This is a genomic window from Clostridia bacterium, assembly GCA_012840125.1.
Lineage (GTDB): Bacteria > Bacillota > DULZ01 > DULZ01 > DULZ01 > DULZ01.
The window spans coordinates 1-11901 of the sequence record DULZ01000010.1; the positions used below are offsets into that span (position 1 = coordinate 1).

General features: G+C 55.6%; 12 protein-coding genes. 6 read left to right on the top strand and 6 right to left on the bottom strand.

Translation table 11 applies throughout. The features are described from left to right. Together GXX34_01195 and GXX34_01200 are read right to left on the bottom strand one after the other, a co-directional pair. Positions 1-932, bottom strand: a 932-nt coding sequence (locus GXX34_01195; GenBank protein HHW06142.1) for a hypothetical protein, incomplete at its 3' end; no start/stop codon positions are given. A gap of 347 nt (positions 933-1279) precedes the next feature. After that, the gene (locus GXX34_01200) at positions 1280-2248 is read right to left on the bottom strand and encodes a split soret cytochrome c precursor (protein HHW06143.1); all 969 of its coding nucleotides are present in this window, start codon (positions 2246-2248) and stop codon (positions 1280-1282) included. Positions 2249-2724: 476 nt separating this feature from the next. Here GXX34_01200 and GXX34_01205 point away from each other — a divergent pair, with 476 nt between their 5' ends. The 3 genes from GXX34_01205 to GXX34_01215 all read left to right on the top strand — a co-directional run bounded on the left by GXX34_01205 (position 2725) and on the right by GXX34_01215 (position 5240). Further along, positions 2725-3132, top strand: coding sequence for a CBS domain-containing protein (locus GXX34_01205; protein ID HHW06144.1), 408 nt, complete (start codon positions 2725-2727; stop codon positions 3130-3132). Between the two features lie 17 nt (positions 3133-3149). Then, positions 3150-4649, top strand: a complete 1500-nt coding sequence (locus GXX34_01210) for a threonine synthase (protein HHW06145.1) — start codon at positions 3150-3152, stop codon at positions 4647-4649. A 153-nt stretch (positions 4650-4802) separates the two neighbouring features. Continuing rightward, entirely contained in the window at positions 4803-5240 is a 438-nt protein-coding gene (locus GXX34_01215; protein ID HHW06146.1) for a hypothetical protein, read from the top strand. A gap of 34 nt (positions 5241-5274) precedes the next feature. On the opposite strand, the gene GXX34_01220 is transcribed toward GXX34_01215, so the two are convergent. Further along, positions 5275-5808 (bottom strand): folate family ECF transporter S component, encoded by a 534-nt coding sequence (locus GXX34_01220; protein HHW06147.1) that lies wholly within the window; start codon positions 5806-5808, stop codon positions 5275-5277. A 386-nt stretch (positions 5809-6194) separates the two neighbouring features. Here GXX34_01220 and GXX34_01225 point away from each other — a divergent pair, with 386 nt between their 5' ends. Genes GXX34_01225 through GXX34_01235 form a run of 3 tightly spaced genes read left to right on the top strand, consistent with a single transcriptional unit; the run spans position 6195 to position 9376 of the window. Then, positions 6195-7577, top strand: coding sequence for an ATP-binding protein (locus GXX34_01225; GenBank protein ID HHW06148.1), 1383 nt, complete (start codon positions 6195-6197; stop codon positions 7575-7577). 19 nt (positions 7578-7596) lie between these two features. Continuing rightward, positions 7597-8241 carry an HAD family hydrolase gene (locus GXX34_01230; GenBank protein HHW06149.1) on the top strand — a complete coding sequence of 215 codons (645 nt, stop codon included), beginning with the start codon at positions 7597-7599 and terminating at the stop codon, positions 8239-8241. Beyond that, entirely contained in the window at positions 8234-9376 is a 1143-nt protein-coding gene (locus GXX34_01235) for a D-alanyl-D-alanine carboxypeptidase (GenBank protein HHW06150.1), read from the top strand. Before GXX34_01230 ends, GXX34_01235 begins: the two co-directional genes overlap by 8 nt. Positions 9377-9480: 104 nt before the next feature. Here the strand turns inward: GXX34_01235 and GXX34_01240 are convergent, their stop codons facing one another. From GXX34_01240 to GXX34_01250, 3 genes are read right to left on the bottom strand one after another with little or no spacing between them, the layout of a single operon-like run. Next, positions 9481-10380: an amidohydrolase gene (locus tag GXX34_01240; protein ID HHW06151.1), complete on the bottom strand. Its 900-nt coding sequence runs from the start codon at positions 10378-10380 to the stop codon at positions 9481-9483. After that, entirely contained in the window at positions 10368-11279 is a 912-nt protein-coding gene (locus GXX34_01245; GenBank protein ID HHW06152.1) for an amidohydrolase family protein, read from the bottom strand. Before GXX34_01245 ends, GXX34_01240 begins: the two co-directional genes overlap by 13 nt. 21 nt (positions 11280-11300) lie before the next feature. Next, a complete protein-coding gene (locus GXX34_01250; protein ID HHW06153.1) occupies positions 11301-11882 on the bottom strand; it encodes a DedA family protein in 582 nt (193 codons plus the stop codon). Between the last annotated feature and the right edge of the window lie 19 nt (positions 11883-11901).

Consider the following 11901-nt stretch of genomic DNA (forward strand, 5'->3'; position numbering starts at 1 on the left):
CCTTGCTGGGAAGGACCGATATCGACACTGGAAGTGGTATGGCAAGCCGTACAATGCTTGGCTTCTTCGTAGGGTTCCCACTTGCCGGCGAAAGCGGCGCTGCCTTCCTTGACATAGCGGTTGAGGAGTTCCAAGGTATAAACGGCTACGTCGCCGGAAAGCTTGGCGCAGCGGTCCTTCTTCTCATCGCTGGAAGTGGAGACGCCGGCGGCCCGGGCCCACTTGCTCACCGACATGTGGCACAGGGGGGAACCCGCCACCGTGGTGACTTGTTTCGGGAACTTGCAGTAGCTTTCGTAGCGCTCGCTGGGAAACTCAAACTGGCAGTACCAGCTCAGCAGGTTATCCACCAGGGCGGGATAGTCTTTCCCCGCTACCATGTTGATGAGCATGGCGGCCGAGTTCAGGGAGCCGCAAATGGTACCCCAGCTCACCACTCCTCCGGAGCCCTGCAGCCACAGGTTGTCGGGCAGGGTGGTCCAGGGATAGCCCACCTTTTCCCGCAATAGATCCACGATGGCGTAGAAAGTAGCGTTGGCGCAGGCGCCCCGGGAGAAGTAAAACTCGTAGCCCCGTCTGGCCACTTCATCGGGATCCAGTTCCGCCCAGGGCCAGGGGAAGGGAGGAGGAGTACCGGGATCGCCGGCAGGTGCAGGGGCCGCGGCGCCGGTGTTGATATGTACCGTCCTGGTGGCCCCGTCCCAATCGACCTTGGCACCCAGTGCCTCCGAAACAAAGCGGATGGGTACTAAAGTGGTGCCGTCTTTGATCATGGCGCCGGCGGAATTGACCAGCTGGCCATTGACCATGATTTTGACGGCATCAGAAGCCCGCGCCAGCTGCAAACCGCCCAAGCCTAAAACGCTGGTAGCAGCGGCCGTTCCCGCGGCTACGGCCATGAATTTCCGGCGGGACAGTTTTTCTTTCTCCATACCTATGCAACCTCCTTGTTAATTATTCTTAATTAAAGCGTAACAATTGGAGCCGTTTACTCCCCGGTTGTTTCCTTCTTCACCTCCTCTTGGGAAAGTCTCTTTTTTCACAATCTTTATTAGCCCGCAACAACTAGCGATATTGAAATTTATAATTCGCCGCCGGTTTTCGGATTCCTTTAACAATAACGGAAAAATTCTTTCTAATATTATTAAATTTTCCAAAGATGCGCCGAGCTGGGCTGGAGAAACACAAAGCTGCCCGGGTTCTTTTAACCCGGGCAGCGTAAAAGGAGTGTGGAGACCGGAACCAAAAATTAGTGAAGTTTACGGCATTTTGACGCCGCCTATTTAGTGTGGTCGTCGTGGCAGGTGATGCAGTTCATCTTGCCCTGTTGGGTTTTGGGGGAAGCATTGTTAAGGGTGTGGCAGCCGGCGCAGTGGGCAAATTCCGCCTTCGGCTCCCAAACGGTGATAAAATCAAGCTTGCCTCCCCTGGCCCAGTACTCGTTGAGCATCTCTACCACTTTGGCGGCTGTATCCCCGGAAACCTTGGCACAGCGATCCATCTTTTCCGGGCTGGACGCAGAGACCCCGGCCTCGTTGGCCCACACGCTGACTGAAATATGGCACAAAGGAGACCTGGGGACAGTCGTGATTTGGTCGGGGTACTTGCAGTAAGCTTCGTGGGCTTTCGTCGGCAATTCGGTAGAAGAGTACCACTCGTACAGTGCGTTAATCATGGCATTGCCGTCTTGGGGGCCTGCCGCCAACCCCAGCACCATGCCGGCAGAGTTTAATGCACCGCAGAGGGTACCCCATCCGGCGGCGCCTCCCGCGCCGTACCGCCACATGTCATCGGACAGGGTAGTCCAGGGATAACCCACTTTTGTTTTTAATTGGCTGACGATGGCCAGATAAGCTGCGCTGGCACAACCGCCGTGGGAAAAATAAAACTCATAACCCAGTTTGGCCGTTTCAGCAGGGTCCAGTTCCACATATGTCCAGGGCAGGGCCGGCGGAACGCCCGGGGTAGCGGCGGTACCGGCCTCGGTGGTGATTCTCACCGTGTTGGTGGCTCCGTCCCAGTCCACTTTTGCACCCAAGGCTTCGGAAACAAACCGCACCGGTACCAGGGTAGTGCCGTCTTCGATTTTGGCTCCTTTGGAGTTCACCGGTACTCCGTTCACTAGGATGTTGACACTGGTGGCGGCCGAGGCTAATTTGAGGCCGCTGAGCCCAAAAACACTGCCGGCGGCTGCGGCTCCCGCGGCAAGAGCCATAAATTTCCGGCGGGAAAGGTTGTTATTCTGCACGTAAGGACACCTCCGTTTGATGATAAGTAATGTGAACACTATCCCTTAATCGGCCGCTTTTGGAGAGAGATTTCACCTCCAAGCGTGATGTTATGTAATTAAAAACAACCAGATAATATTTCCTCAAATATTCTATATAGCAGCAGGAATATCCTGCTGGTTTACAAAAAAAATCATAAAAACTTTCGTTATACATATAGTCGGCGAAATGATTGTTCTTGCAAAAAAGGCTGAATTGGCTGGAGCGAAAAGGAACAAATCCGCCGCCGGCAGGAGTCAGAGCAGGTGTAAGGGAATTAATACGAAGCGTAGAACCGGTGCCCGGCCGCCGGTTGGAAGTGGTTATGAAAGAGGTTGCCGGGTGTTATAATGAAATAGGTCTTTTTGCAAAGTTGTGTTATAGTGTATTGTAGGCTTGCTGGAGGATCATCGGAAAGGAGAGTTGCGTAGTGGTACGGGCAAACATTTCATTTTTTATGATTCCTAAGCAGGATGTGGTTTACCTGCCCTATGACGCTACCATGAGGCAAGCTCTGGAGAAAATGGAGTACCATCGTTATACCGCAGTCCCCCTCATCGATGAATGCGGTAAGTACGTGGGCACCTTAACCGAGGGAGACTTGCTGTGGAAAATAAAAAATACTTTTGACTTCACTTTTGAAAGTCTAAACCGGATTCCGCTGACGGAAGTACCCTTGAGGTGGCAGAATCATCCCGTGCGCATCAATGCCACCATCGGGGATTTAATTGAGCGAGCCATTGAACAGAATTTTGTGCCGGTGGTGGATGATGACGACGTGTTCATCGGCATCGTGCGCCGGCGGGAAATCATCGAATACTGTGCGAAGCTTCTCTCTTTGCAGCGGGAGGAGAAGACAGAGTAAAGTAAGGAGTGGAACCGATGTACATCAGCACCAGGGGAAATTACCCGGAAATATCGGCCTCGCAAGCCATCAAGGTGGGTATGGTACCCGCCGGGGGATTGTTTGTCCCCACAGCCATTCCCCGGCTTTCCCTTGAGGAAATAGGGAGTTTGGTGGGTACTTCTTATCAAGCACTGGCTGAGACGATCCTAGCCCGTTACCTGGATGATTACACAGGGAGTGAAATCCGGTCTTGCGTAGCCCAAGCGTACAATGAAAGCAGTTTCGGCGCCCCGGAAGTGACGCCCTTGCGCCGGCTGGAGGACGGGCTGCACATCCTGGAATTGTGGCACGGCCCTACGGCGGCCTTTAAGGATGTGGCACTGCAGCTGATGCCGCACTTGTTGTCGAGGGCGGTCCGGAAAGTAGGTTCCCAAGAGGAAACAGTCATTTTGGTGGCTACTTCCGGCGACACCGGCAAAGCCGCCCTGGAGGGTTTCAAAGACGTACCCGGGATCCGGATCATCGTTTTTTACCCCCATGAAGGGGTGAGCAAGATCCAGCAGCTGCAGATGACCACCACCGACGGCGCCAACACTTATGTGGTCGGGGTGAAAGGGAACTTCGACGATTGCCAGACCGGGGTAAAAAACATTTTCGGGGACAAGGCTTACGCCGGTTACCTGGCCGCGCAGGGTTTTGCATTGTCGTCTGCCAACTCCATCAACTGGGGCCGGCTGCTGCCCCAGGTGGTGTATTACTTTTCCGCTTATTTGCAGTTGGTAGCCCGGGGCGTGATCACCCTGGGAGACCGGATCAATTTTGTGGTGCCCACTGGCAACTTCGGCAACATCCTGGCGGGATGGTATGCTTCCGCCATGGGGCTGCCGGTGCACAAGTTGATTTGCGCTTCCAATGAGAACAAAGTACTGGCGGATTTCTTCGCCAGCGGGACTTACGATCGCCGGCGCGAATTCCGCCCGACCATCAGCCCCTCCATGGACATTTTGATTTCCAGCAATTTGGAGCGGTTTCTCTTTGAAATGAACGGGCGGGATGCCGCCGCCATTCAGAGGTGGATGGAGTCCCTGCAGGCGGAAGGATATTTCGCCGTGGATCCCCGGACGAAAGAGGCCATGGATGAGGTGATCTGGGGCGGTTATGCCACCGAGGCGGAAACCCTAGAGGCTATCCGTGAGGTTTACCGGGAATACGGTTATACCCTGGATCCCCATACCGCCGTCGGCATGAAAGTGTACCGGGACTACCGCCGGGCGACCGGGGATACCGGGGTGACGGTACTGGCGGCCACCGCCAGCCCCTTTAAATTCAATGCCAGTGTGCTCATGGCCATTGCCGGGGAGGAGAGCTTGCAGGGTCTGGACGAGTTTGCCATGCTGGAGGAACTGGCACGGCTTACCGGTATGCCGGTGCACCCGGGGTTGGCAGGATTGGACCGGAAAGAGGTGCGCCATCACCGGTTGGCAGCCAAGGATGAGTTTAGAGCCCGGATCGAAGAAATCCTGGGCCTGAAATAGGAGGCAGCCCCGTTGATGCTCTTAAAGAATGGTTGTCTTGGTCCGCGGCAGCTTTTTAGGTAAGCGGGAAACGGGGGAATACATTTTTTGCATAACCGGCGGTGTTGTTTCATAAAGATCACCAAGAGAAAGATTAATGTAGGGGGGACAAAAATGCCGCCGGTATTTGAAAAGTTTCAGTTCCGGGTGATCCCGCTGGTGGTGGGGGCCGTCTTTGTCGTGGCCGGTTATTTCATCGTGCCTTATGATGTAACTTCCTCGGCTGACTACGTGCCTACCCTGGCGGTGACCGCGGAACAAGTGGTGCAGCTGGAAGGTGTGTTGGGCAAAGTACTTATCGGTTCTTTGTTGATGATTCTCGGTTCCGTCCTGGCCCTGGCCTATTCGTATTTTGAAATCTATCATTCCGTCAAGGCCTGGGGCAGGCCCCACCGGATCCGCCATGCGGTTAAGGGCGCTTTGGCGGTGCTGGTGGCGGTGACCGCCTTCGAGGTGGGCGGCCCCAGTTTAATCTGGCTGGCCGTAGGCGCCGTGGTGGTGCTGTTGATCTTTGGTTCTTATCACCTGCTGGCGGGAAAAGGATTTAACTAAAACATAAAATAGGCACCGGTGACGGTGCCTATTGTTATGCTTGACGTTCTCTTAAGCTCAGGACGAAAGAGCGATTGACCACAGTATGGATGACCAGTGTGTAAATAACGATGAGGAGTAACCTGGCCAGGGTTCTGGCCGGAAGCAAAGCCACCATGGGTACTCCCATGGCCAAGGAGAGCCAGAAAGTGTTGAGGCAAATGGAGACCACTACCTCGGTCAGAGCGATAGCCCCCAGCAGCCGCAAGAAAGTCAGCTCTTTATCCACATTCCGCAGCAGCAAGCCGGGAAGGAGACCGGTTAACCCGGCGCTCAGGGTGAGACCGGGGATGTAGGCCCCGCCGAAAGTGTTGATCATGTAGCCCAGCAAATCTGCTGCGATGCCGGTAAGGAATCCGGCCAGGGGGCCGAAGAGAATGCCGGCCAGGATAATCGGGATTTCCCCGAAGCTGAGCCTTAGTGTCATGGCGCCGGCGACGGGCAGCATGACCGCCATGGTCCTGGTCAGGATAATGCTGACGGCAATCAACATGGCCAGTACCGGTAAGACTTTGATATTCAGCTTCACAAACGAACACCTCCTTTCCCTTTGGTAGGCAGACTTGCCACACCAAAGAGAAAAGAGGCGACCTCTTTCGCAATCTTTAATGTGGCAGCGGATGCGAGATCAACACCGCAGAGGCGGTACGCCTCTTTCGTCCGGGAGCAACTTCCCATCTCCCGGCACTTAACGCGTGATCCCTACTCTGCCTTTTCCAATATGAAATTTTCACGACAGTTCCATTCTACTCCTTTTTCTTGAAAAAGACAAGCATAATTTATCAGAATAAACAAAATTCGTAATTGAATGAGTTTTGCGGCAACAAGTTTATGGCCGGTGGTATTACTTTTTGCCCCGGAGTAAAAGTGGTATAATACCCTTATGTGAGACGAGAACCGGTGGGAGGGATGACAGTGACAGGTCACGGCGACATGTTGGTGCAGGCACGCCTCGCCCTGAAAAAGCTGACCCTGTTGCGGGATATTGGACAAAAAGACGGTATTTTCCCCGTGCTGGAGCAATTCTTGGGGGAATTGTCTGGTGCGCAGGGGGCCTGGGACAGGGCGTTAACATATTACCACGAGTTGGTGGGGAGGTTGTTGGAGCATTCTTTCCAAACTCCTTTTCCGCCGGTGGGTAGCCTTTGGCAGGATTATCTCCTGGACAGCCTGCTCCTGCTGGACAACCCCTTTACCCGGCAGGCGGCCCAAAGGGACTGGGAAGGGCTGCCGGAACCGGTGATTCAGGCAGCGGCCAGGGACCTGCTCCACTTGCAGTGTCTCTATAACCTGGACGCTGCCGTGCTGCGGCAGGCCATGGAGGCGGCTTCCTTTGCCGCCGGTGGCGGGGCCGAAGGATGGGATTTTTCCCTCTGGGAGCCCGGAGGGCAATCCTCCTCCGGTGATGCCGGGTTTGCCTTCCAGTTGAAGCAGTCCTTCCAGTCCGGGGTGGCTTGGGATAAGCTCTTGCAGCCTCTGGTGTTTTATTATCATACCGTCGGCACCGGTGCGTTTAGCTATTGTTATGCCTTTCGCTTCCAGGTGAACGAAGCGGGATGCCGGCTGAAACCGGTATTGGAGCCGGATCCCATCCGGCTGGCCAATTTGATCGGTTATGAAAACCAAAGGCAGCAGGTGGTCCGCAACACCGAACAGTTCGTCAGGGGGTTTCCGGCCAACAACCTGCTGTTATACGGCGACCGGGGTACGGGCAAGTCTTCCACCATTAAGGCTTTGGTGCATGAGTATGGTCCCCGGGGGCTCCGGGTGGTGGAAATGGCCAAGCAGGACTTGAACCGGCTGCCCGAGCTGTTGGATATGATCCGGTATCGCCCGCACAGGTTCATTATTTTCATTGATGACTTATCTTTCGAAGAGGGAGAAGTGGATTACAAGTTCTTAAAAGCGGTGCTGGAAGGCAGCTTGGAAGCCCGGCCCGGCAATGTGCTCATTTACGCCACTTCGAATCGGCGCCACCTCATCAGGGAACGGTTCAGTGACCGGGAATTTACCGGTGACGGGGAGGTCAGGGCCCAGGACACCCTGCAGGAAAAACTGTCTTTGGCGGATCGATTTGCCATGACCATTACCTTTACTTCCCCGGATCAGGAACAATACTTGGCCATTGTGGCCGGGTTGGCGGAGCAGGCAGGGCTGGGGATGGAGCCGGAACAACTGCGAGAAGCGGCTTTGAAATGGGCTCTGTGGCATAACGGCTTTTCCGGCCGCACGGCGCGGCAGTTTATCGATGATTTAAGAGGCAAATTGGGAATGGAGGAGAAGAACCATCGCCGGTAAAGGACTGTTAATCTTCGATTTGGATGATACGCTGGTACACTCTAAAATTGATTTTGACACTTTGGGGAAGTGGATGCGAAGGGAACTGGTGGACCGGGGTATTGCCCGGGATGGCCGGGAACTGGCGGCCATGTCCGTCTCCCAGCTGCTGCAGTTGGCCGACTTGTTCGACCGGGAGCACGGGACCGGTCACGGGGCAGAACTCTGGCGCAAAGTCGAGGAGGCGGAAATGGAAGGCATGGCCCGGGCCACGGTGGAGGACGGAGCCCCGGGAGTGTTAGCGGAACTGAAAGCCAGGGGTTTTGTTTTATGTATTCTGACTAACAATACCCGGTTGGTAGCCACCACGGTGCTGCGGAAGTTTTCCCTGGACCAATACATCGATACTCTCATGACCCGGGAAGAGGTGACCAGGCTGAAACCGGATCCGGAAGGGCTCCTGCGCCTCAAGGAAAAATACCGGGAACAGGTGGACCGGGTGTTTTTCGTTGGCGACAGCTGGATTGACGGGTTGGCGGCCAACCGGGCCGGGATACCTTTTATCGGTTTCAATTGTCTTGAGCCCCGGGATGTGGAGATGGTGGACAATGTTTCCAATTTGAGGGAATTGGTTAGGTTATTAAGAGAAATCAGTCCCCTTGAGGAAGGTGGTTGTGATGGCTAGAAAGACCCTGTATCTCTGCTTGGTTGCTGCCCTCATCTTATCCTTTTTTCCCGGCGTACCGGCGGCGGCCGCCGGGCCCCCTCCGCCGGAAGTTACGGCGCCGGTGGCCCTGCTGATGGATGTGACTTCCGGGGACATCATCTATGCCAAAGGAGAAAACGAACGCTGGGAACCGGCCAGTTTGACCAAGATCATGACCCTCTACTTGCTCAATGAGGCCCTGGCAGAGGGCAAGATCAGCTTGGAGGAGGAGGTGCTGATCTCGGAAAACGCCTGGCGCACCACCGGCTCGAAAATGTTTATTGAAGTGGATACCAGGGTGCCGGTGGAAGAGCTGATCAAAGGTATTACCATCGTGTCCGGCAATGATGCTTGCGTGGCCGTTGCGGAGCGGCTGAGCGGTTCCGTGAGTGCCTTTGCGGATCAGATGAACGCGAAAGCCAAGGAATTGGGGATGGAAAATACCCATTTCGTTAATCCCCACGGGTTGGGAGACCCGGATCATTATTCCACCGCTAAAGATTTGGCCACTTTGGCGCGGCATTACCTGCTGCGCTTCCCCGAAATGTTGCAGTATCACTCCACCCCCAGTTACACCTACAACAATATCAAGCAGCAAAACTATAACGGGCTGCTCAAGTACCCGGAAATTGACGGCCTCAAGACAGGCAGGCTGACCGGGACTTATAACTTGATCGCCACCGGGCAGAAAGACGGCTACCGCTTGCTGGCGGTGATTCTGGGCGCCGGCAGCGAAAAAGAAAGAGAAGCCGATGCATATGCCCTCTTAACCTACGGTTTCAACAACTATCAAGCCCTGAAAGTGGGCGATCAGGGACAAGAATACGGTACCGTCCGTGTCTACAAGGGCAAGAAGGGACGGGTGGCCGCGGTGCTGCCTGAAGATTTGCTGGTGACGGTCTTAAAGGGTGAAAACCCGGAAATCAAAGCCGATTTGCCCAAGTACCTGGAGGCCCCTCTCCAAGCCGGGGATCAGATCGGGGAACTGGTGGTGCAAACCCGGGACGGGGAGAAAAGGTACCCCCTGGTGGCAAAGGAGGAAGTCCCCAGAGGGAATTTCTTGAAAGTGTTTTTCCATTCCATCTGGCTTACTTTACGCGGGCTATTTAGCTAAATGAACAGGGACCCGGAGATGCAGCGGGTCCCTTTAGACTGTATGCAAAGGAACAGCCTGTCAACAAGCTGCAGGGACCCGGAAAAGCGCCCGGGTCCCTGTCCTTATGCTTGGGCTCTTAAGCCCGCTTGGGCCATTAGTTTTAGAGCGTTGTCCCGCAGGATCATCTGCTCCTCGGCCGGCGTGAGGCCCCCGTTGGTCTTGATGTCGTCCAGGAACATGGCGAAGTCTGCCTCCTTTTGCCGTTTGGGGTAGAGGAGCAGGGGAAAATCCGAGCCGTACAGGAGTTTCTCCGGTCCCACCAGGCGGCATACGGCACGGAAGACCCGGCTGCCGTACAAGAGGGGGCTGGCGGCCGTGTCGTAATACACGTTTTGCATGGCCGCCTTAATCTCCGGCCAGAGCTCATAGTAGGGAAGTCCGCCGCCCCAGTGGGCCAGGATGAGTTTCAAGTTGGGGAATTCCCTGGCCAGATCATAGAAGCCGGCTAAGGGGGTGGGGTCTTTGCCAGGGTAGATCCTGCCCACCGGCTCACCTACATGGATATTGACCAGCATCCCGCAGGCATCGGCTGCTTCCATGACCTGGCGGAATTGGGGATCCCGGAGTTCCCAGCCCTGAGCGCCGGGGCCCATTTCCCCCACGCCGATAAAGCCGGCCCGGTAGCATCTTTCCACTTCCCAAACCGCCCGCCAACCGGCCTTGGGGTTTACACTGGCGAAGGCTTCGAACCGGTCCGGGTATTTCTTGATGATCTCCATCATGTAATCGTTGTGGTACTGGCACAGGCCGTGATCCCGCCAGTACCAGCCCTGCATGACGATTTTTTCCACCCCGGCGGCATCGGCCAGGGCAACGGCTTCTTCCGCCGTGGCATAACGCTGCAGGGTGCATTTGGGGTCCGCCAGCAGGCCGAAATAGGTGTCCAGGCGGCAGTACTTTTCCTGGTTCTTGATCACGTCCAGGGGAAACATGTGGGTATGAATATCGATTATGCCCGGCATGACTCTTCCTCCCCTCCCTTTTCGAGCCCGAGGAGCCTGGCGGCATTGTGGTAAAAGACGTTGTGTAAAGCCGGCTGGCCGGCAATTGCCCCTTGCAGGCCGGCCAGCCAAGAGCCGTAATCCGGTTCCTCCGGGCCGGCGGTCTTGAACACCAACGGGTAATTGGAGCCAAACAGGATCTTCCGGTCCCCGGTGATGCAGACGGTGTCCGCCAGCATTTTCGGCGAGCCGGGCTTGGTATGGCCGGCGGTGTCGTAATAAACATTGGCTAGGCATTGCGGCAAGCCTTTTAAGAGCTCATAAAAGGGCAGGCCACCGCCCCAGTGGGCCAGCACCATTTTCAAGAGCGGTTTCTTTTGAGCTAGGTCCACATACTGCTGTAAAGGCACGGTAGACCTGCCCTGGTACCGGGGCCCCAGCGGTTCGCCGGCATGCAGGGTAATGGGTACGTCCAGTTCGATGCATAAATCACAGATGCGCAAGAAATCCTCATCATCCAGGCGAAACCCTTGCCCCTCCGGGTCTAATTCGCCGACGCCTTTCATCCCGGCGGCAATGCACCTTTCGATCTCCCGCAGGGCATTAATCCCGTCATTTGGATTCACCGTGCAAAACCCGATAAAAAGGTCCGGGTGAGCCTGCATGGCCGCCAAGGTATACTCATTTTGCCTCCGGCAGCTTTCGTAGGAGATCATGGGCCAGCCCTGGACCACGGCGCGCTGCACCCCGGTTTTAGCCATGTCCCGTGCAGCTTCGTCATAGTTCACCCAGCGGTGCCCGCCGCGGCGGCGCGGTGTATCCACCAACCGGTAACCGAAGTAGGGATCAACGGCGGCGAAGGCCGGCGGGTCTGTTCCTATTTCTTCCGGCAGCAGGTGGATGTGAAAATCGATGATCAAGATGTTTCCCTCCTCCAATGTTCAGCGGCTGGTTCTCGCTAACCGGCGTGTCAGGCAGAAAACCAACACCAGTGACAGAATCAGGCTGAAACCCACCAGCGCATACTGGCTGACAATTTCTACGGCTTGGAGCCAGTGCTTACCCAGGATCATACCCAGGTAAAGGTACGCGAATATCCAGGGCGCAATCCCCAGTCCCGTGCAGATTAGGAACGGGATCAACCTGGTCTTGGCCATACCGGCAATGAAAGAGACATAATTGCCAAACAGGAAAGGCCGGCTGACGGCCACGATAATTAATCCGTAGCGATCAAACCACTCCTGAGCTGTATCGAGATAGACGGCCGGCAGGCGAAAACGGCGAAAAACCTTTTCCACGGCGGGACGCCCTCCGTAGCGACCCAAGAGATAAGGAATGATAGCGCCTGCCATGTAACCGGCCACCCCCAAGCCTGTGGCCGCGGCCAAATCCTGCATATCCCGGCCCAGGATAAAGCCGGACCAGGCCAGCAGCAGTCCGCCCGGCAGGGGAATGGCTATCCCTTCCATCAGGGTGGTGAGCAGGATTAGGGGATAACCTTGGAGCTTAAACAACCATTCCATGGGCAATCCTTCCAAAATA

What these genes read in the sequence shown, in the direction of transcription:
- GXX34_01210 (HHW06145.1), top strand. Translation starts at nt 3,150, where the DNA reads ATGTACATCAGCACCAGGGGAAATTACCCGGAAATATCGGCCTCGCAA.
- GXX34_01235 (HHW06150.1), top strand. Translation starts at nt 8,234, where the DNA reads ATGGCTAGAAAGACCCTGTATCTCTGCTTGGTTGCTGCCCTCATCTTA.
- GXX34_01240 (HHW06151.1), bottom strand. Translation starts at nt 10,380, where the DNA reads ATGCCGGGCATAATCGATATTCATACCCACATGTTTCCCCTGGACGTG.
- GXX34_01250 (HHW06153.1), bottom strand. Translation starts at nt 11,882, where the DNA reads ATGGAATGGTTGTTTAAGCTCCAAGGTTATCCCCTAATCCTGCTCACC.
- GXX34_01205 (HHW06144.1), top strand. Translation starts at nt 2,725, where the DNA reads ATGATTCCTAAGCAGGATGTGGTTTACCTGCCCTATGACGCTACCATG.
- GXX34_01215 (HHW06146.1), top strand. Translation starts at nt 4,803, where the DNA reads ATGCCGCCGGTATTTGAAAAGTTTCAGTTCCGGGTGATCCCGCTGGTG.